18 protein-coding genes are annotated in these 20,365 nt (G+C 62.9%); 9 read left to right on the forward strand and 9 right to left on the reverse strand.

Going from position 1 to position 20,365, the window contains the following annotated elements:
- Nucleotides 1-107 precede the first annotated feature (107 nt).
- From ACWGTI_RS25735 to ACWGTI_RS25745, 3 genes are all read right to left on the reverse strand, one after another.
- Nucleotides 108-875 carry an N-acetylmuramoyl-L-alanine amidase gene (locus ACWGTI_RS25735; protein ID WP_454589721.1) on the reverse strand — a complete coding sequence of 256 codons (768 nt, stop codon included), beginning with the start codon at nt 873-875 and terminating at the stop codon, nt 108-110.
- Nucleotides 872-1,591 (reverse strand): TerB family tellurite resistance protein, encoded by a 720-nt coding sequence (locus ACWGTI_RS25740; protein WP_454589722.1) that lies wholly within the window; start codon nt 1,589-1,591, stop codon nt 872-874. The genes ACWGTI_RS25735 and ACWGTI_RS25740 overlap by 4 nt, the downstream gene beginning before the upstream one ends.
- A 199-nt stretch (nt 1,592-1,790) precedes the next feature.
- Nucleotides 1,791-1,991: a hypothetical protein gene (locus ACWGTI_RS25745; RefSeq protein ID WP_454574879.1), complete on the reverse strand. Its 201-nt coding sequence runs from the start codon at nt 1,989-1,991 to the stop codon at nt 1,791-1,793.
- A gap of 161 nt (nt 1,992-2,152) precedes the next feature.
- Between ACWGTI_RS25745 and ACWGTI_RS25750 the strand changes: the two genes are divergently transcribed.
- The 3 genes from ACWGTI_RS25750 (at nt 2,153) to ACWGTI_RS25760 (ending at nt 7,826) form a co-directional block, all read left to right on the forward strand.
- Nucleotides 2,153-5,815 (forward strand): hydantoinase B/oxoprolinase family protein, encoded by a 3,663-nt coding sequence (locus ACWGTI_RS25750; RefSeq protein WP_454589723.1) that lies wholly within the window; start codon nt 2,153-2,155, stop codon nt 5,813-5,815.
- A 98-nt stretch (nt 5,816-5,913) separates the two neighbouring features.
- On the forward strand, nt 5,914-7,161 hold the full coding sequence (locus ACWGTI_RS25755) for a DUF3419 family protein (protein ID WP_454589724.1): 1,248 nt from the start codon (nt 5,914-5,916) through the stop codon (nt 7,159-7,161).
- Nucleotides 7,158-7,826, forward strand: coding sequence for a class I SAM-dependent methyltransferase (locus tag ACWGTI_RS25760; protein ID WP_454589725.1), 669 nt, complete (start codon nt 7,158-7,160; stop codon nt 7,824-7,826). The genes ACWGTI_RS25755 and ACWGTI_RS25760 overlap by 4 nt, the downstream gene beginning before the upstream one ends.
- On the opposite strand, the gene ACWGTI_RS25765 is transcribed toward ACWGTI_RS25760, so the two are convergent.
- Nucleotides 7,823-9,202: a serine hydrolase domain-containing protein gene (locus tag ACWGTI_RS25765; protein WP_454589726.1), complete on the reverse strand. Its 1,380-nt coding sequence runs from the start codon at nt 9,200-9,202 to the stop codon at nt 7,823-7,825. The two genes, ACWGTI_RS25760 and ACWGTI_RS25765, sit on opposite strands and share 4 nt — an antisense overlap.
- A gap of 310 nt (nt 9,203-9,512) precedes the next feature.
- Between ACWGTI_RS25765 and ACWGTI_RS25770 the strand changes: the two genes are divergently transcribed.
- Together ACWGTI_RS25770 and ACWGTI_RS25775 are read left to right on the forward strand one after the other, a co-directional pair.
- Nucleotides 9,513-10,316 carry a glycoside hydrolase family 25 protein gene (locus ACWGTI_RS25770; RefSeq protein WP_454589727.1) on the forward strand — a complete coding sequence of 268 codons (804 nt, stop codon included), beginning with the start codon at nt 9,513-9,515 and terminating at the stop codon, nt 10,314-10,316.
- Nucleotides 10,317-10,426: 110 nt separating this feature from the next.
- The gene (locus tag ACWGTI_RS25775) at nt 10,427-11,572 is read left to right on the forward strand and encodes a lytic murein transglycosylase (protein WP_454589728.1); all 1,146 of its coding nucleotides are present in this window, start codon (nt 10,427-10,429) and stop codon (nt 11,570-11,572) included.
- A gap of 35 nt (nt 11,573-11,607) precedes the next feature.
- On the opposite strand, the gene ACWGTI_RS25780 is transcribed toward ACWGTI_RS25775, so the two are convergent.
- The gene (locus ACWGTI_RS25780) at nt 11,608-12,507 is read right to left on the reverse strand and encodes a LysR family transcriptional regulator (RefSeq protein ID WP_454589729.1); all 900 of its coding nucleotides are present in this window, start codon (nt 12,505-12,507) and stop codon (nt 11,608-11,610) included.
- 121 nt (nt 12,508-12,628) lie between these two features.
- Between ACWGTI_RS25780 and ACWGTI_RS25785 the strand changes: the two genes are divergently transcribed.
- Nucleotides 12,629-13,360, forward strand: a complete 732-nt coding sequence (locus tag ACWGTI_RS25785) for an SDR family oxidoreductase (RefSeq protein WP_454589730.1) — start codon at nt 12,629-12,631, stop codon at nt 13,358-13,360.
- Here ACWGTI_RS25785 and ACWGTI_RS25790 read toward each other — a convergent pair.
- Complete coding sequence (locus ACWGTI_RS25790; RefSeq protein WP_454589731.1) at nt 13,357-14,577, reverse strand: alanine racemase; 1,221 nt, start codon at nt 14,575-14,577, stop codon at nt 13,357-13,359. The genes ACWGTI_RS25785 and ACWGTI_RS25790 overlap by 4 nt on opposite strands.
- Before the next feature lie 212 nt (nt 14,578-14,789).
- Between ACWGTI_RS25790 and ACWGTI_RS25795 the strand changes: the two genes are divergently transcribed.
- Nucleotides 14,790-15,707: a DMT family transporter gene (locus ACWGTI_RS25795; protein WP_454589732.1), complete on the forward strand. Its 918-nt coding sequence runs from the start codon at nt 14,790-14,792 to the stop codon at nt 15,705-15,707.
- Nucleotides 15,708-16,103: 396 nt separating this feature from the next.
- Here the strand turns inward: ACWGTI_RS25795 and metF are convergent, their stop codons facing one another.
- On the reverse strand, nt 16,104-17,021 hold the full coding sequence (metF, locus tag ACWGTI_RS25800) for a methylenetetrahydrofolate reductase [NAD(P)H] (protein WP_454589733.1): 918 nt from the start codon (nt 17,019-17,021) through the stop codon (nt 16,104-16,106).
- Nucleotides 17,021-18,043, reverse strand: coding sequence for an ArsR/SmtB family transcription factor (locus tag ACWGTI_RS25805; protein WP_454589734.1), 1,023 nt, complete (start codon nt 18,041-18,043; stop codon nt 17,021-17,023). The genes metF and ACWGTI_RS25805 overlap by 1 nt, the downstream gene beginning before the upstream one ends.
- 168 nt (nt 18,044-18,211) lie before the next feature.
- On the opposite strand from ACWGTI_RS25805, the gene tsaA reads away from it, so the two are divergent.
- Both tsaA and ACWGTI_RS25815 read left to right on the forward strand, forming a co-directional pair.
- Complete coding sequence (tsaA, locus tag ACWGTI_RS25810; protein WP_454589735.1) at nt 18,212-18,718, forward strand: tRNA (N6-threonylcarbamoyladenosine(37)-N6)-methyltransferase TrmO; 507 nt, start codon at nt 18,212-18,214, stop codon at nt 18,716-18,718.
- Nucleotides 18,715-19,029, forward strand: a complete 315-nt coding sequence (locus ACWGTI_RS25815; protein ID WP_454589736.1) for a DUF2293 domain-containing protein — start codon at nt 18,715-18,717, stop codon at nt 19,027-19,029. Before tsaA ends, ACWGTI_RS25815 begins: the two co-directional genes overlap by 4 nt.
- Before the next feature lie 12 nt (nt 19,030-19,041).
- Here ACWGTI_RS25815 and ACWGTI_RS25820 read toward each other — a convergent pair whose 3' ends face one another.
- Nucleotides 19,042-19,269 carry a hypothetical protein gene (locus tag ACWGTI_RS25820; RefSeq protein WP_454589737.1) on the reverse strand — a complete coding sequence of 76 codons (228 nt, stop codon included), beginning with the start codon at nt 19,267-19,269 and terminating at the stop codon, nt 19,042-19,044.
- Nucleotides 19,270-20,365 lie beyond the last annotated feature (1,096 nt).

The raw sequence follows: 20,365 nt of genomic DNA on the forward strand, positions 1-20,365 counted from the left end.
GGGGGATGAAGGCCTGATAACTTGCACGAAATGCCTTTGAGGGCCGAATTGGTGTCGAACAAGGCGAGGCAATTCACTTTCAGTGACAGGCTGTAACTCGAAAAAGGTTATTTAGACGCAGCTGACGTAAGGGAAGTCAGCAGGCTTTGCAGCGTGCGGATTGTCGAGCCGTCGGCTACGCCATCCACCAGGCGTGGCCGGAAATGCCGCTGAAACGCTTCGACGACGATCTCGGTCTGGCGGTCGAAGATACCGGATATCTCGACGCCATAGCCGTAGAGTGCCAGCATCGACTGCAGCGCCTCGACCTCGGCGCCGGTATCGCCGGCTTTCAGCACCGCGCCGCGGCGGATCGGCGCCGCAGGCACAAGATGGCCGACCCCCGCCGCAAACAGCGCCTTCCAGGGGAATTTCTCGCCCGGGTCGATCTTGCGCCCTGGCGCGATGTCGGAATGGGCGAGAACCCGTTGCGCCGTAATGGAACGGCGCCCGATTATCCCTTTGCACAACCCGATCACCGCCTCTATCTGTCGCTTGGGAAAGGTCGAATAACCGAGCGAATGGCCGGGATTGACGATTTCGATGCCCACCGAGCAGGAGTTGATGTCGGTGCGCCCGAACCAGGAACTGGCACCAGCGTGCCAGGCGCGGTCGCTCTCGCGCACCATCTGGACGATGCGGCCGTCTTCGTGGACGAGATAGTGTGAGGAAACCTCGCTGGCCGGATCGCACAGCCAGGCTTCGGCGGCGGCACCCGTAGCCATGCCGGTATAGTGCAGCACGATCATATCGGGTCTGAGCGTCTCGCGCCGCGGGCCGAAATTCGGCGATACCCTGACCTCGGCGCGCGGCTCGTCGGGCAGGAAGCCGCTCATGCGTGCCTGAGGCCCCGCTCGATCATCTCGTAGGCCGCGTTGATCGCTGCAACCCTGGTCGTCGCGATCTTGATGAACTCCTGTGGGAGGCCGCGCGCGATCAGCCGGTCCGGATGATTGTCGGACACCAGTTTGCGATAGCGCTTCCTGACCTCGTCGAAGGGCTTGCCGCGTTCGATGCCGAGCACAAGATAGGGGTCGCCGGCGCCGAGATTGACGTGCCTGGCCATGATGGCCTCGTAGTGCACTTCGTCGATGCGGAAAATCTCGGCAATGCGGTGCAGGAAAATGCCTTCGCGTTCATGCACCAGCCCGTCGGCCTTGGCGATATGGAACAGGCCGTCAAGTATGTCTTCCAGCATGACGCAGTTGGAGTGGCCCGAGCCACACATTTGCGCCATGCGCTCGGCATAGGTCTCGAACCCGGCGACGTCGCGCTTGGCCAGATCGTAGAGCCGCGCCACGTTGCGGGTCTGCTCTCTCGGCACCTCGAATATTTCCTGGAAGGCGCGCACCTCGTCCTGGGTAACGATGCCATCAGCCTTGGCCATCTTCGCCGACAGTGCAATCATCGCCACCGAGAAGGCAACGCGCCGGCGCAAATCCGCATCGCCGGAAAAAACAGTGCGCACAGCCTCGACCACTTCGGTGACGCCCGAATTGGCTGACGAGGAAACGCGGATGATGAACTCGCCGAGGCGATCCCAAATCGACATAAGCGCTTATTAGGGCCGCCGGCCACCGCTATCAAGCCAAGAGTGCCGCAGGGGTGAATCGATTTACGCAGACAACCGACGCACGCCACACGAATTAGCCGACCGTAGTCCCGAAACCGCCAGGGTAGCCCCTAAACGCAGGAAGGCCGGCGCGAAGCCGGCCTCCTCTCGCGTCACATCAAAGTGACCGAGACTGCTGCTACTGCGCCGGGGCGGCAGGAGCAGGTGTTGCCGGAGCCGGTTCTGCGGGCTTCGGGGCATCCGGGGTCACCGGCTTCATCGGCTCGGCGGCTGGCGGATTGGTGCTCTGGGTGGTGGTGTTATCCGTCCCGCTGTCGCTGCAGGCTGCAACGCCGAGCAGGGCCAGGGCGGAAACGGAAGCAAGAATGAGCTTTTTCATGACGAACTCTCCTTCAACACACGTTCACGTTGCGGTGAACGGTCGAACAGGAAATGCATCAGGCGCCCATGAGTTTCGTAACGTTGCGTTTCCGCATGTAACATCAAGAGCGGCGATTGCAGGCCGGGCGATGGCACACTAACAGTTTGAAACCAAATGACATGCCGGAGCTCTTCGTGGACAAGAAATGGGATTTTTGGATCGATCGCGGCGGCACCTTCACCGACGTGATTGGGCGCGCGCCCGAGGGCGGGTTGCATCCCAAGAAACTCCTGTCGGAAAATCCTGAAGCCTACCCCGATGCGGCGATAGCCGGGATCCGCGAATTGCTGGGGCTGAAATCCGGCGCCGCCATCCCGTCCGGCCTGATCGGCGACATCAAGATGGGCACCACCGTCGCCACCAACGCGCTTTTGGAGCGCAAGGGCGACCGGGTGCTTTTGCTCATCACCAAGGGCTTTCGCGATGCGCTGAGGATCGCTTACCAGGCGCGGCCCGACATCTTCGCCAAGGAGATCATCCTACCTGAACAGCTTTACGAGCGGGTCATCGAGATCGACGAACGCGTGCGCGCCAATGGCGATGTCGAGCGCCTGCTCGACATCGCCGCCTGCCGCCCGGTGATCGAACAGGCCCGCGCCGATGGCATCGACGCGGTGGCAATCGTCTTCATGCATGCCTGGAAATATCCCGATCACGAGAAGGCGGTGGCGAAAGTCTGCCGCAAGATCGGGTTCAGCCAAGTCTCGGTCAGCCACGAGGTCTCGCCTTTGATCAAGCTGGTCGGCCGCGGCGACACGACCGTGGTCGACGCCTATCTCTCGCCGATCCTGTCACGCTATGTGCAACGCGTGGCGGGAGAGCTGGGTGCTACGCCAGAGGCGTCGGCAGCGGGGACAAGCCAATCCCCTCGCCTGATGTTCATGATGTCGTCTGGCGGGCTTACTGCTGCCGACATGTTCCAGGGCAAGGACGCGCTGTTGTCCGGCCCGGCCGGCGGCGTCGTCGGCATGGTCGAGACGGCAAAGCTGGCCGGCTTCGAGAAAGTCATCGGCTTCGACATGGGCGGCACCTCCACCGATGTCGCCCATTTTGACGGCGCATATGAGCGCGCCTTCGACACCGAAGTTGCCGGCGTGCGCATCCGCGCGCCGATGATGCGCATCCATACCGTGGCCGCGGGCGGCGGCTCGATCCTCCACTACGAAGCCGGTCGCTTCCGCGCCGGCCCGGATTCCGCCGGCGCCAATCCCGGCCCGGCCGCCTACCGGCGCGGCGGCCCGCTCGCCGTAACCGACGCCAATGTCATGCTGGGCAAGCTGCAGCCCGATTTCTTCCCGGCGATTTTCGGACCCGGCCAGGATCAGCCGCTGGACGTTGCCGCCGTGCGCAAGAAATTCGCCGCGCTTGCCGCCGAAATCGGCGACGGCCGCACGCCGGAAGCCGTCGCCGAAGGCTTTGTCACCATCGCGGTGGAAAACATGGCCAATGCCATCAAGAAGATCTCCGTTCAGCGCGGCTACGACGTCACCGAATATCTGCTGAACTGTTTTGGCGGCGCCGGCGGTCAGCATGCCTGCCTGGTTGCGGACGCATTGGGCATGGAGGCGGTGCTGATCCACCCCTTCTCCGGCCTGCTGTCGGCCTATGGTATCGGCCTGTCGTCAGTGTTCGCGTCGCGCCAGCAGGCGCTGCTCAAGCCGCTTGCCGAAGAATCCAGGACCGAGATCGGCAGCCTCATTGCCGCCTTGAAAAGAGCCGTCATCGCCGAACTCGCCGCGCAAGGCATCGCCAAGGACAAGGTTGCGGCAAAGCCGGTGCTGCACATTCGCTATGACGGCACCGACACGACGCTGCCGGTGAATTTCGAGGCCGACTCGATCTTCCAAGCCAGGCGCGATTTCGAAATCGCCCACAAGGCGCAGTTCGGTTTCGTCTATGACGACAAGCCAATGATCGTCGAGACGGTTGGCGTCGAAGGCACCGAAATCGCCGAGACCAGGGTCGAGGCCGTTGCGCCGGCCGGACCCTCAAGGGTTGAAGCCGGTGCTTCTGGAACGCGGCGCATCTACACCGAGGGCCGGTGGCATGAGGCCGGCATCCATCGCCGTGAAAATCTGCGCCCCTCCAATCTGGTCCCAGGTCCTGCCCTGATCATCGAGCCGAACCAGACCATCATCGTCGAGCCGGGCTGGCGCGCTGAAATCACCGACCTCAATCACGTCGTCATCCGCCGCACGGAACGGAAGGTGCGCTCGGCTGCCCTCGGCACCGAAGCCGATCCGGTGATGCTGGAGGTCTTCAACAACCTCTTCATGTCGATCGCCGAACAGATGGGCGTCACGCTGCAGAACACCGCCTATTCCGTCAACATCAAGGAAAGGCTGGACTTCTCCTGTGCGGTCTTCGACCGCCACGGCGCGCTGGTCGCCAACGCCCCGCACATGCCGGTGCATCTCGGCTCCATGGACCGCTCGGTCGAAACCATCATCCGGCTGAACTCCGGTGACGTCCACCCCGGCGACGTCTTTGCCCTGAACGCTCCCTACAATGGCGGCACACATCTGCCTGATATCACCGTGGTGACGCCGGTGTTCGATGACGCAAAGCAGGAGATCTTGTTCTGGGCGGCCTCGCGCGGCCACCATGCCGATATTGGCGGCGCCGCGCCCGGCTCGATGACGCCGCTTGCCACCACGGTCGACGAGGAAGGCGTGCTGTTCGACAATTTCCGTGTTGTCGACCGCGGAAAATTCCGTGAGGCGGAGCTGCAAACGCTGCTCACCGATCACCCCTACCCCGCCCGCAATCCGCACCAGAACATCGCCGACCTCAAGGCGCAGATCGCCGCCAATGAAAAGGGCGTGTCGGAACTGCGCAAGATGGTTGCGCATTTCGGTCTCGATGTCGTCGAAGCCTATATGGGCCATGTCCAGGACAATGCCGCCGAAAGCGTGCGCCGCGTGCTGGAGCGGCTGCCCGACAGGTCTGAGTATGAATACCCGACCGACACCGGCCAGGTGATCAAGGTGAAGATCACGGTCGACCGGCAAAAGCGCGAGGCGACCGTCGACTTCACCGGCACCTCGCCCGTGATGAAGAACAACTTCAACGCACCAGAACCCGTCGCCCGCGCCGCCGTCCTCTACGCCTTCCGCGTCATGGTCGAGGACATGATCCCGATGAATGCCGGCTGTCTGCGGCCAATCAACATCATCATCCCCGACGGCTCGATGCTGAAGCCCGCCTACCCCGCCGCCGTGGTCGCCGGCAATGTCGAGACCTCGCAGCATGTCACCAACGCGCTGTTCGGCGCCATGGGCGCCATGGCCAATGCGCAAGGCACGATGAACAACCTGACCTTCGGCAACAAGCAGTACCAGTATTACGAGACCATCTGCTCCGGCTCGCCGGCAGGCCGGATGAACTCCGGCCGCGGCTTTGCCGGCACTTCCGGCGTCCACACCCACATGACCAATTCGCGGCTCACCGATCCGGAAGTGCTCGAATTGCGCTTTCCCGTGCTGCTCGAGGATTTTCATATCCGCGAAGGGTCCGGCGGCAAAGGCAGATGGGGTGCCGGCGACGGCACCAAGCGGACGATCCGCTTCCTCGAAAAGATGGAATGCGCCATCCTGTCCTCGCACCGCAACCGCCCGCCGCAAGGTCTCGACGGCGGCGGTGACGGCGAAGTGGGCTCAACCAAGGTCCGCCGCAAGGACGGCACAATCGATGTGCTGAAGGCTTGCGACCAGACCGTGCTCGACGCCGGCGACGCCGTCATCCTGACGACACCGACGCCTGGTGGGTTCGGCAAAGGCTGATATCCGGGAGCTGACATCAGGCAGTCAACAGCCTGTCACCGGCCTGTCATGACGCTGCGCTACCCGCTTGCGCCAAAGCAAATGGGGAATCATTAGCCATGACGGACGTTTCGGCAGATCTGGTCTTTCGCCGTGGCAAGGAGGTTGGAAAAGCCGTCTATCAGAACCGCCCGCTGTCCAAGGCCGGCCTTTCCGAACGGCTGTTTGCGCTTCTGTTTTCCGGCCTCGTCTATCCGCAGATCTGGGAAGACCCTGAAGTCGACATGGAGGCCATGCAGCTTGGCCAGGGTCACCGCGTCGTCACCATCGCCTCCGGCGGCTGCAACATCCTGGCCTATCTCACCCGCTCGCCCGAACGCGTCGATGCGGTCGATCTCAACGCTGCCCACATCGCCTTGAACCGGATGAAGCTGGAGGCGGTGCGGCATCTGCCTTCGCAGGGTGATCTGTTCCGCTTCTTCGGCGCCGCCGACACAAGCCACAATTCGGAAGCCTATGACCGCTTCATCGCGCCGCATCTCGATCCCGTCAGCCGCCACTATTGGGAGCGCCGCAACTGGCGCGGCCGCCGGCGCATCACCGTCTTCGACCGCAATTTCTACCAGACCGGCCTGCTCGGCCTGTTCATCGCCATGGGCCATCGCACAGCGAAATTCTTCGGTGTCGATCCCTCTGGGATCATGCAGGCCAAGAGCATCGCCGACCAGCGCCGCTTCTTCAATGAGGAACTGGCGCCGATCTTCGACAAGAAGCTCTTGCGCTGGGCGACCTCGCGCAAGGCTTCGCTGTTCGGCCTCGGCATTCCGCCGGCGCAGTACGATTCGCTGATCACCTCGGGCGACGGTTCGATGGCCACCGTGCTGAAGGCACGGCTGGAAAAGCTCGCCTGCGATTTTCCTTTGAAGAACAACTATTTCGCCTGGCAGGCTTTTGCCCGCCGCTACCCCAATCCGGGCGAAGCCGCCTTGCCCGCCTATCTCGAAGAGGCCAACTACAAGGCGATCCGCGACAATGTCGATCGCGTCGGCATCCATCATGCCAATCTGATCGAATTCCTGGCTGGCAAGGATGCCGGGACCGTCGATCGTTTCATCCTGCTCGACGCGCAGGACTGGATGACGGATGACCAGCTCAACGCGCTGTGGTCGGAGATCACCCGCACCGCTTCAGTCGGCGCCCGCGTCATCTTCCGTACCGCGGCCGAACCCAGCCTGCTGCCCGGCCGTGTCTCGACCTCGCTGCTCGACCAGTGGAACTACGAGGACGAGGCCTCACGCGACTATTCCGCCCGCGACCGCTCGGCGATCTATGGCGGCTTCCACCTCTATGTGAAGCGCGCCGCATGAGCACGAGCGAGTTGCCGGCCGACCATGCCAAACTGATGGACGGCGTCTATCGCTGGCAGCGCCATATCTACGACCTGACCCGCAAGTACTACCTTCTCGGCCGCGACCAGATGATATCGGGGCTGGATGTACCGGCGAGAGGAACTGTGCTTGAGCTCGGCTGCGGCACCGGCCGCAACATCGCGCTTGCCGCCCGCCGCTATCCCGACGCCCGCTTCTACGGCCTCGACATCTCGGCCGAGATGCTGGAGACCGCCAGCAAGGCGATCGGCCGCGAAGGCCTGTCCGGCCGCGTCGTGCTGGTGCGCGGCGATGCCACCAATTTCGACACTAACGCGCTGTTTGGCGTCGAGCGCTTCGACCGCATCTTCGTGTCCTATTCGCTGTCGATGATCCCCGGCTGGGAAAAGACGGTTTCAGCAGCGCTTGCGGCACTCGCGCCCGGCGGTTCCTTGCATGTCGTCGACTTCGGCCAGCAGGAAGGCCTGCCGCGCTGGTTCCGGGCCGTGTTGCGCGGTTGGCTAAAGAAATTCCACGTTGCGCCGCGTGAATCGTTGCATGAGGTCCTGGAATCGGAATCTCGGCGAACCGGCGCAACCTTGCGTTTCCGCACGCTTTATCACGGCTATGCCTGGCTGGCGGTGATCGCGCAGCCAAAAGCCTAATGCAGCGCCTTCACCAGCGCGCCAAGCATCACCTGCGGCCGGTAGCCGAACTTGGCCGGCGTCAGCCCGAGCCGCACCACCACCAACCGCTCCGACGGGACGATGGCGACCGTCTGGCCGTCATGGCCCTCCATCCAGTATGTGTCCTTGGGCAGGCCGGCGGCGACACCGGCGCCTGGGTTTTCCTCGTCGCCCGGCGCCTCGATCCACAACTGGCCCTTGCCGTAGACCTTTGAAGCAGTTGCCGGCTCGCGCATCCAGTCGACGAAACCTGCCGGCAGGATCTGGTTGCCGTTCCACACGCCGCCTTGCAGCAGGAACTGGCCGAAGCGCGCCCAGTCATGCCCCGTGGCGTAGAGATAGGATGAGCCGACGAAGGTGCCCTCTTCGTCAGTTTCGAGCACCGCGCTCTGCATGCCGAGCGGCGCGAAAAGCGCCGTCCTTGGCCAAGCCAGCGCTTTCGCCTTGTCGCCAATGGCATCCTGCCAGAGCCGCGACAGCATCACCGCCGTGCCACTCGAATAGGAAAAGACCTTGCCTACCTCGCCGGTCAGCGGCTTGGATTCGGCAAAGCCCGCCATGTCGGGCTCAAGATAGAGCATGCGCGTCACGTCGGCGACGTCACCATAATCCTCGTTGAATTCCAGCCCACTCGACATCGCCATCATGTCGGCGAGACTGATGGCGGCGCGGCCGTCCGCCTTCCAGGGGCCGAACAAGCCCTGGTTCGTCATCGCCATCTTGCCGTCCTTGAGCAGCGTGCCGACGAGCGCGGCGTTGACCGTCTTGGTCATCGACCAGCCGAGTAGCGGCGTCTTCGCCGAAAAACCGTCGCCATAACGCTCGGCGACGATGCGGCCGTTCTTCACCACCACCACAGCCCGCATGCCGATACCGGTCATCCCTGCATCGTCGAGGATCTTGCCGATCCCCGGATTCTGCGAGGCATCGACCCGATCCCCCTCAGGCCACAGATCGCCCTTGGTGGCCGCCGACGCTTCGGCAGGGATTGTCGTGCGCCGTACCTTGCCGACATCACCATCGGGCACGGAGGCGCAGCCCAAGCCGTCGCGAGCGACGGCAACGCTCTTGCCGAAGAAGCCAAGCAGCCCGGCCGAGACGGTCCCCCTATTCTTGTCGACCGACACTTTCATCAACCTGAGCAGCGGATGGCCGGGCGCCTGCACATCGACAGCCAGCACCTCATTGGGGTCACGTCCGGCGATAAAAACATTCGAGCAGACGATCTTGGCCGAATAGCCCGAGCCGACGCGGATCAGTTCGGGCGGCGCGATGTAGAGCCAGGCAAACAGGGCGGCAACGGCCAGCAGGACCAGGCCGAGCAGCCATTTGATGATCTTCACGACGATACGCATCACCCGTCCCTGCTTTTCCACTGCCCGGTGGCTTCCGGCTCGATGTATGTCATCGATTTGCCGCCATTGCTTCCGCAAAATCGGTGTTCTTGTCGAGCGCCGTCAACCTGTTATCAACCATGATCGGCGATCACTGGTGCATGTCGCCCAAAAGTGCACGGCGGTTTTGGGACAACGACATGCACGAGAATAGAGAATCAGGCGATGCTGTGGGGCGATCGTCTGAGGGCTGGTACGTGCTATCAAAGGCACCGAGGGGCCACCCGCAACAACCCAACAGCGACCGGCTGATTCCGGCTCGGGAAATGCGATGCGCCGTTTCGCGGCCCTCATCACGTTGACGCTGCTGGCCGCCTGCTCGACCGCCGGCGATCTCGTGCCGTCGATGTCGCCATCCTCGTCCAGCAGCCCGACGGTTGCGGTGCGCGCACCGCGCTTCGAAGACTCCAAGCCGCATGAATGGGACAGCGGCGCTCCCTGGAACTATGCCGTTCACGGTACGGATGTCTCCAAATACCAGACCTCGGTCGACTGGCCGACAGCCAAGGCCAGCGGCATCTCCTTCGCCTTCATCAAGGCAACCGAGGGCGGCGATCGTTTCGACGAGTATTTCAACGAGCATTGGGCCCGCACCAAAGCCAATGGCATTCCGCGCGCGGCCTACCATTTCTTCTATTTCTGCACGCCGGCCGCCACCCAGGCGCGCTGGTTCATCGAAAACGTGCCCGTCGACCGCTCGGCCATGCCGCCGGTGCTCGACATGGAATGGAACCCGAAATCGCCGACCTGCCGGCTGCGCCCGGATTCGGCGACGGTGCGGGCGGAGATGACCACCTTTCTCGAAATCGTCGAGCGGCACTACGGCAAGAAGCCGATCATCTACACCTCGGTCGACTTCTTCGATGACAATGAGCTCACGACTTTCCGCGGCTATCCCTACTGGCTGCGCTCAGTCGCCGGCCACCCCCGCCAGAAATATGGCAGCCACCCCTTCACCTTCTGGCAATACACGGGAACCGGCATCGTTCCCGGCATGACCGGCAAGTCCGACATCAACGTTTTCAACGGCAGCGAAGCCGCGTGGAAAAAGTGGCTGCGGCAGAACACCCGTTGACACCGGCTCTGCCGCCTGCTTTTCGACGTCGCATGCGCACCGACTTGCAATCACCGGGATATCAAGACCGCAAACAGGCGGGTGGGCGGCTGCGTTCTGCGCTGGTTGCGATGCTTTTGCTGACGGTCATGCCGGCGGCGGCGCAGGAATGCGGCGGCGACTTCGAAGCCTGGAAACAAGGTGTGGCGGCGGAAGCCAAGGCTGCCGGTGTCGGCGCTGTCGGCCTCGACGCGCTGGAAGCCGCCACCATCGACGACAAGGTGCTGGCGCGCGATCGCGCTCAGGGGGTCTTCGCCCAGACCTTCATCCAGTTCTCCAACCGCATGATCTCGGCCTACCGGCTGAAACAGGGTGCGGCAAATCTGAAGAAATACGCCGACGTCTTTGCCCGCGCCGACCAGCAGTTCGGCGTCCAGGCGCCGGTCATCACCGCCTTCTGGGGCCTGGAGACCGATTTCGGCGCCGTACAGGGCGATTTCCACACGCTGAGCGCCTTGGTGACGCTGTCGCACGACTGCCGCCGCCCGCAGCTGTTCCGCCCGCAACTGGTGCCGCTGTTGATGCTGATCGATCGCGGCGTCGTTCCGGCCGACGTCGCCGGCGCCTGGGCCGGCGAGGTCGGCCAGACTCAGATCCTGCCCTCCGACTATCTGGCGCGCGGTGTCGACGGTGATGGCGACGGCATCGTCGACCTTAGGCGCAGCGTGCCCGACGTGATCATGACCACGGCCAACAAGGTGCTGTCGCGCGGCTGGAAACGCGACCAGCCCTGGATCGAGGAAGTGCGCGTGCCCGATGATATGCCGTGGGAGCAGACCGGCCGCACCAACAAGCTGCCGCTGTCGCAATGGGCCGCATGGGGCGTCACCAACCCCGACGGCACGCCGCTGATCGACAACGGCCTGAAGGCCGGCCTGGCGTTGCCGATGGGCCGCAAGGGCCCTGCTTTCCTCGCCTATGACAATTTCGACGTCTATCTCGAATGGAACCAGTCCTTCACCTACGCGCTGACCGCCGCCAACTTTGCCACACGATTGGCCGGGGCAAAGCAGTTCGATCCCCGCAATCCCGAAACCGGGCTCAACGGCGACCAGATGAAGGAACTGCAGACCAAGCTCGAGGCCAGGGGCTATGACGTCGGCACCGTCGACGGCATCCTGGGCACCAACACCCGCGAAGCCATCCGCAAGGAACAGATGCGGCTTGGTATGCCGGTCGACGGCTGGCCGACGCCGGAGTTGTTGGCGAAGTTGTGAAGAGGGTGAGAAGTCGATAGTCAGTAGCCTGGAAACTACTCCCTACTGCTCGTCCGCACGAAATCGATGAATGCCCGCAGAGCCGGCGGAACGTGCCGCGAACTCGGATGATAGAGAAAGAACCCAGGGAAACTGGGCGACCAGGGCTCAAGAAATCTCACCAGCCTGCCAGCCTCGATCCATGACTGGACCTGATAGTCGATCATGTAGGCCACACCTGCTCCACCCAGCGCCGCGTTGAGCATCAGGTCCGTGTCGTTGACGGTTAGGTTGCCCTGCACCGCAATTTCCAGAACCCGTTTGCCGCGCGCGAACTCCCACCGGTAAAGGTTGCCGCCACCCGGCCATTGGAAATTGATGCAGCGGTGCTGGTGCAGATCCTCGGGATGACGAGGAATTGCGCGGCCTTCGAGATAGGTTGGCGCAGCTACCGCCGCCATTTGCAGGTCGTCGCTGAGCTTGACCGCCACCATATCCTTCTGCAGCCGCTCGCCAAGCCGGATCCCGGCATCGAACCGACCCTCGACAATATCGGTCAGCATGTCATCGACGATTACCGTCAGGCTGATATCGGGATAGGCGTGCTGGAAATCGCCCAGCACGGGTGCGATGAATCGCATCGCGGCCACGCGCGGTGCGTTGATGCGCAGCGAACCCGCCGGCTGTTCGCGCGACGCATGTACATCCGCGACCGCGCCTTCCAATTCCCTGAACGCGGTGCCGAGCCGTGCAAACAGCGTCTCGCCTGCCGAGGTTGTCGACACGCTGCGCGTCGTCCGGTTGAGCAGCCGGACGCCGAGACGTGTTTCCAGTTGCCGGATGGTCTGGCTGAGGGCCGGCGGTGAAATTCCAAGCTTGCCCGCCGCGCGGATAAAACTGCCCGCCTCCACGATCGCCGCGAAAGCCTTGAGCTCGGTGAACTCGGAGCCGCGCATTGTGTATCCCTGGGTTAACAAGCCTGTCGGATCATAGGCTATTATCCGATCAATTGCTTCAACCTATTTTTGACCTTGAAAGCCGCTTCGCGCGGCAATGAACAGTCGAAAGGAATTGATCATGTCTCATTCGCTTCAAGGCAAAACCGCGATCGTTACCGGCAGTTCGCGCGGCATTGGCCGCGCCATCGCCGAGGGACTGGCTGCGAATGGAGCGGCCGTTGCGGTCAACTATGTGGACAACAGGAAGGCCGCGGACGAAGTGGTGGCGACTATCGTGGGCAAGGGCGGCAAGGCGGTCGCCATCCAGGCCGACATTTCAAGTGTTTCCGAGGTCCGCCGCTTGTTCCACGAGGCGGAAAGCCAACTGGGCGCGATCGACATTGTCGTTGCCAATGTCGGTGTCGCCGTCATCAAATCGCTGACGGAGGCAACCGAAGCCGATTTCGACCTCGTCTTCGGCACCAACGCCAAGGGCACCTTCTTCACCCTTCAGGAAGCGGCGCTGCGTGTGCGTGACGGCGGCCGTATCATTGCCGTCTCCACGGGCGGAACAAAGATGTTCTTCACGCAGACAGCGCTCTATCTCGGCAGCAAGGGCGCCGTCGAACAGTTTGTGCGCGTGTTGTCGCGCGAACTCGGGCCGCGCGGGATCACCGTAAACGCACTGTCGCCGGGGTTCACCGACACGGACCTGCTTCCCGAGCGCGACCGCGCCGTCGCTGCCGGCATGTCGCCCTTCAACAGGATCGGCGCGCCGCGCGATGTTGCCGATGTCGCCGTCTTCCTGGCCGGCAACGAGGCCCGTTGGCTGACCGGCGAGAACATCCAGGCCGGTGGCGGCGTCGCCTAATCCGCCATCGTCTCCAGGCTGGCAAACCCCTGCGGAGCGTCACCCTCGTCGAACGGCGTCGTCACCTCGACGAAGGTGTCGGGATAAAAGCCGTTGAAACGGGTTCTCAGCGACAGCGAATAGGCGCCGATATGGCCGATCTCGATCCAGTCGCCGGTGTCGACGGTTTCCGGCAGCCAGAAGGGCCGGGACAGAATGTCGACGGAATCGCAGGTTGCGCCGCAGACCTTGAACGGCACGATGTTCTTCTCCTCGCCATTGCGCGAGCGGATCGCCGGATCGGGAATGAAACGCGCCGGCAGCGTGATCTTGCCGGTCCATGAATCCGACAGTGACGCCCAGATGCCGTCATTGATGTAAAGCCGCTTGCCCTTCCGCAACAGCACGCGCACGATCAGCGACAGGCAGCGCGCCACGATCACCCGGCCGGGCTCGGCCACCAGCGGTATCTGGTCGAACTGATATTCCCTGAGGTCGCCCGACAGCCGCGACATGATCTGGCCGAGCGACGGCATCTCGATCTGCTTGCGGTTGGGATCATGGCCATATTCGGCGGGAAAACCGCCGCCGACATCGAGACCGGCAACGTCGAAGGTGAGCCGGTTGCGCACCCAGTCGGCGGAGGCCAGCGCCCGCTCATAGGTGTCGGGATCCTCGATCTGGCTGCCGACATGGAAGCACAGGCCGACCTTGTAGCCGGTGCGGCTCAGCCGCTCGGCAAGCTCCACCGCATAGGCCGGCCCGGCGCCGAATTTCTTTGACAGTTCGTAGGCCGCCGAGCCCTTGGTCTGGATGCGCACGAACACGCTGATGGCGCCCGGATCGATGTCGAGCGCCCGCACCACCCTCGTCAGCTTGGTGATCTCGTCCTCATGGTCGAGCGAGATGACACGGATGGCGTATTTCTCCAGCGCCAGCTTGATGTCCGACTGCGCCTTGACCGGATGCATGTAGAGCATCTCGGCATCGGGCGAGACCGCGCGCACGGCGGCGAACTCGCCGGGTGAGGCCACGTCGAAGGCAGTGACGCCGGCTTCGACCAGTGCCTTCAGCACGATCTGCTCGCCGTTGGTCTTGACCGCATAGGCGGTCTTGCCGGGAAACATGCCCATGAATTGTTTGGCATCCGCCTTCAGCACCTGCGGGCGAAAGCAGTAGACCGGGTCGTCCGGACGAAGCGCCAGCGCCGCCTCGCGGGCATTTTCGAATCGCTGCATGGACGAATCCCCTAACTTCTCGGCTGCGCACAATTAATCCAAGCTAGCGGCTAAAGAAAACAGTTCTGTGTCTTGCGGGCTTTGACGCTTCGGCTAGCGCCGGATCGAGCGTTTGCCAACGATCGGGTTTCGGGTGGCCCTTGTCGCCGAACCCGATATGCCTTCCGCCTGAGCGGCTGGCATCCATGCCGTCTTGGGGAGGATATTTCACAATGGCAATAGCCACTACGGCCGTGCCGCGCGGACCGATGGCGCTCAGGGACTGGGGCCAGCTTCTGCTGCTCGGTGCTATCTGGGGCGGCTCGTTCTTCTTTGCCCGCATCGCCGTTGCCGAGATGCACCCGCTGGTGCTGGTGCTGTTTCGCGTCGCCATCGCGGCCATAGCGCTTCAGCTCTATCTCGCCATTCGCGGCCCGTCCTTCCGCCTCGCCCTGCCGCATGCCGGGCTGTTTTTCCTGCTGGCGTTTGCCAACAATGTCGTGCCGTTCTCACTGATCTTCGCCGGCCAGACCGCGCTTGGCGCCGGCGTCGCCTCGGTGCTCAATGCAACGACGCCGTTCTGGACGCTGATCCTCGCCAACGCGCTGACATCGGACGAAAAACTGTCCTGGAACAAGCTTGCCGGCATCGGGCTCGGCATTGCCGGCACCGCCGTCATGATCGGCCCCGGCCTGCTTGCCGGGCTTGGTGGCCCGGTCTGGGCGAAATTCGCGCTGATCGGCGCCTCGCTGTCCTACGCCGTTGCGCTGATGATTGCCCGCCGCTTCAAGGGCGTACCCTCGCCCGTCATCGCCACCGGACAATTGACCGCGTCGACCATCATCATGATCCCGGTCGTGCTGTTCACCTACGGCCCGGCCGGCCTGTTCTCGGCCTCGCCGCCGGTCTGGGCGGCGGTGCTTGCGCTGGCGCTGTTGTCCACCGCCTTTGCCTACATCCTCTATTTCAACCTGGTCGCCTCGGCCGGCGCCACCAACGCGTCGCTGGTCACGCTCATCGTCCCGGCCAGCGCCATCCTGCTCGGCCTACTGTTCCTCGGCGAACGGCTCGCGCTGTTCGAGTTCTGCGGCATGGCGCTGATCGCCTTCGGGCTGGTGACGATCGACGGACGGTTGTTCGGTCGGCGCTAGAACTGGCCTGGTAGCGCTGCCATGCCACGCTTCCGCCACAGCCCCGTCACAATTTATTCACAGCCCGCCAACGGGATTTGCCGAAGAGTTTCAATACCTAACGCCAAATAGCAGGTCGCAAATTCCACAATCGCGTCGCATTGCAGCATATTTTCCGCTTGCCTGTGGCACAAATGACCCTAGACTCCGCCTATAGCTCTTTCATAGAGGAGGCTATGACATGGGACTCACGAGGCCAATCAACGCATTGATGATCTGTGCTGCATTCGCATTTATTGGCGCCCTTATCATAGGCGTTCTTCCGTAACCGCCAGAGCGGAAGAAGACAGCACCAAAATAGTCTAAGCTATTCGAAAGGCCGGGTTTTTCGCCCGGCCTTTTGCATTTCAGCTCAAATCAAGCTGCCGCCGACCCCGCCACTTCCGCCTCGTGAGAGCGGATGCCGATCATATGGCAGATGGCGAACACCAGATCGGCGCGGTTCATGGTGTAGAAATGGAAGTCGCTGACGCCGCGCTCGACCAGGTCGAGCACCTGCTCGGCCGCTACCGCCGACGCTACCAGCGCATGCGTTTGTGGGTCGTTTTGCAGCCCCTCGAACCGTTCGGCCAGCCATGCCGGCACCAGTGCGCCGCAGCGTGCCGAGAAGTTGGCGACCTGGGTGAAATTGTGCACCGGCAGGATGCCGGGCACGATCGGGATGTAGATGCCGGCGCGGCGCGCCTTCTCGACGTAACGCTCGTAGAGATCGTTGTCGAAGAAGAACTGGGTGATCGCCCGCGTCGCGCCATTGTCGGCCTTGCGCTTCAGCATGTCGAAGTCGGTGGCGAAGTCGGGGCTTTCCGGATGCTTTTCCGGATAGGCCGAGACCGAAATGTCGAAATCGCCGGCATCCTTCAGCGCCCCGACCAGTTCGGCGCCATTGGCATAGCCATCGGGATGCGGCCGGTACGCGGTGCCGACACCCGCCGCCGGATCACCGCGCAAGGCGACGAAGCGCCGGACGCCCATTTCGGCGAATTCTCGGACCACGGCGTCGACCTCATGGCGCGCGGCGTCGACGCAGGTCATGTGCGCCGCCGGCGTCAGCGTCGTCTCGTTGAGGATGCGCTTGACCGTGCGGGCCGTGCGTTCGCGTGTCGAGCCGCCGGCGCCATAGGTCACCGAAACGAATTTCGGCTTCAGCGGCTCGAGCCTGGTGACGGTGTCCCAGAGTCTGGCTTCCATCTCGTCGGTCTTTGGCGGGAAGAACTCGAAGGAGACGCGGACCTTGTCGCCAATGTCGGGACGGCGGGAAAAGCGGAACTGGTTCATCAGGCGGTTTCCCCAATCTGGTATGCTTTGGCCGGTAGTGTGTCGTTTGAAGGCTCGGCGATCAGCATGCGACGGTCGCGGCCGAGCCACAGCTTGACGGTGAGCCTGGCCTCGTTGCCGCCGCGTGGCTCGAACTCCTGGGCATCTTCGAGGTCGAGCCCAGCCTCCGCGAACCACTCCGATATCTGCCGGTCGGAAAAGCCCAGCCGGACATGTGCATGCTGGTCGCGCAGGAATTCCAGCGCATGCGGCGCGAAGTCGACGATCACCAGCCGGCCAGCCGGGCGCAGCAGCCTCGCCGCCTCGCGAATGGCGCGTGCCGGGTCATCGAGATAGTGCAGCACCTGATGGATGGTGACGAGATCGAACGCGTCGCGCTCGACCGGCGGCGCAAAGATGTCGCCTTGGCGCACCTGCGCGTTCGAAACGCCGGCCTTGTCGAGATTGGCGCGCGCCACCGTCAGCATCTCGCGCGACATGTCGATGCCGACGCCGCGCCGGTAGAGCGGCGAGAAGATTTCGAGCAGCCGCCCGGTACCGGTGCCGAGATCGAGCATGGACTGGAACGGCCGCTTGCCGACCAGCTTGAGGAGTGCGGCTTCCACCGCGCGATCCGGCACATGCAGCGAGCGGATGTGATCCCAGCTGGCGGCGTTTTCGGAGAAATATTCGGCCGCACGGTCCTGCCGCTTGCGCTTGACGGCAGCCAGTCGTTCGAGGTCACGCTCGACCTGCGGATCGGCGCCGCGAATGCCGGCGACCAGCCCCATGACGAAGTCGCGGGCAGAATCGGTATCCGATAACCGGAAGAACGCCCAGGAGCCCTCCTGATAGCGGCCGATCAACCCTGCTTCCATCAGCAGCTTAAGATGGCGCGACACGCGCGGCTGCGACTGGCTGAGTATCTCGGTGAGATCGGACACGGTAAGATCGCCGCGCGACAGCAGCGTCAGGATGCGCAGGCGGCTCGATTCGGCCGCCGCCTTGAGCGTATCCACCATCGTATCGAGCGAAACATGCATGGGCGCGGTCCCATTGAAAAAGATATAAACATATGTTTATGTCGATTTCGACTGACTGGCAAGGCCTATGTCGCTTCCTGACAAGAAAATGCCGCACCCATGATCCCCGCGCCCCGGAAGCGCTTTTCCGTCACGATCGACTGGAAACCTGTGCTAGAGGCGAAAACCATGTTCGAGACGCGCGACGGCGAAAAGCTCCTGCAGACGGACCCGGCCGATATGCCGCCTGATGGCCACATCGTGTTCATCGGCCGCATAGCCTCGCCATGGACCACGCGGGAAAGCTGCCCGAAGAACATGCGAGCGGCCCGCGAAACCGGACAGGCCGCGACGGTTTTCATCGACCCACCATATCGCGATGGCCTGCTTGCGCTGGAGCGCGCCAGCCACATCGTCATCCTGTCCTGGCTGCATTACGCGCCGCGGACTCTGATTGTGCAGAAACCGCGCCATGCGGCTGAACCGAAAGGCGTTTTCTCGCTGCGCTCCCCCGCCCGGCCGAACCCGATCGGGCTGCATGTCGCCGGGCTGATCTCGGTCGACATCGGCAATGGCCGCATCGACATCGACGCCATCGATGTGCTCGACGGCACGCCCGTGATCGACATCAAACCCTATTTCGCCTCGACCGACGCCTTTGCCGAGGCGACCATCGCCGGGCGCGACGGGACATGAGCGCGCCCACCGGCCGCCGCCGCGCCATCGCCAAGGCGCTGACCGCACTGCTGCCGCTGGCGCCCTATGCCGACATGGAGAAAATCCGTGCCGAGGCCGGCGCCGTACACATGAAGACACTGCCGCCGGGCATTGCCGTATGGCTGGCAACGATCGCCCATATCAGGCACGGCCACACCGACTACGAAAACCTGCTGGCCGAGGGCTATGACCGCGACTCGGCGCGGTTCTTCGTCATCGAGCAGACCAACATGGTACTGACCCGCTGGCGGGCAACGCGCCTGCTCGAAGCCGATGATGAAGAAGAATGAAGCCGCTATCGGCTATTGCCGGGTCAGCACGGCGACAGCGTTGTAGGGCTGGCCGTCGGCCTGCCCGACCCAGGTCCAGGACAGGTTTCCCTTGAAGAACCGGACCGTGATGCCGCCGCCATTTCTGGAGGCCTTTGGGTGCACCGCCTTCACGGCCTTGACTAGTTCCTTCGGCGCCATCGCCGGGGTCGCTATCCGTGCGAGCGTAGCGGCGACATCGCGCAACTCTGACGTTTTCATAAAGGTCTCCTCCTGCCCAAAATCAGGAACACTGGAACGCGCGGCTGGGGGGACATTGCCTGGGAATTCATTCGGTCGTCATGTTGGGGCGGCAATATCGCAACTACTGATACCTTTCAGTGGTTCCCAAGACAAACTGCCCGGCTCCTTCGGCTGGGCATTTTTTTGGGCCCAAGTCCCGGCTAACGTCGATTTGCAAGCCGAAAATCGTCGTCCCCTATTGCAACAAAACGCCAAGCCTCCACGTTCCGCCTGACAACCGCCCCAAGGAGCGCGATTTGCCGACATATCAGGTTGAAGAAATGAGCGGTGACGTGGTCACGGCAACCCACGTCATCAATGCCAAAACGCCGTTGCGGGCGGCACGGGACGCGACTGAACGTGACGTGACCCTGCGCACACACGAGACCGTGTGGATCAGAGTGGCCGACGAGAAACGAGGGCATATTTTCGAGGCGGCCCCCTGGCGGCTATTTGGAGGCTCCGCGGCTCACAGCCGGCGAGTCAATTAGCGCGAGCTTTATTAGTTTCGGAAGATTTTAACGAATCATTGACCGCGCTGTCCCAGAATGAGACGGCGCGGTCAAAGTGCCCACGAGGCTGCGCAGGCGGCTCCGGCAACCCACCCGCCACAGTGTGTCGGAGCCGCTCCCACCATTTGTTATACCAGCAATGGTTGAACCAACGGTTACGACACGGGCTTTCCGATGCGTTATCCCAGTCGTTACGATTGCGCATAGTTTACAGTTTCCGAGGCTTAGGCTCGTTCTTCGCGTATCAACACTAGAGTGCGCATCGATTCGTGCTCGCGGCGTCAACCTCAACCGTCCAATCGTCATTGCGCTTGTGCCTTACGAAATCGCAACCACGCAAAGCCTCCCGAAACGTCTCCGGGTCAATGCCCGCCGCGTTCGGAGTGATATAAGTCCGCCAAATGCAAAAGGCTTTCCACCCTTTGGTTGCGTCATTCGTTCATTTGGTTGTGTTCCGCCAGTACTAGCGGGCGCGTATACCTTCCTTCAGCCGGCGCCGCCATCTTGATGCCCCTGCCGGTTAGGCCCGGTGCTTACTGGCCTACCCGCCCCAGGTGCCGGGC

This window comes from Mesorhizobium sp. ArgA1 (assembly GCF_053714375.1).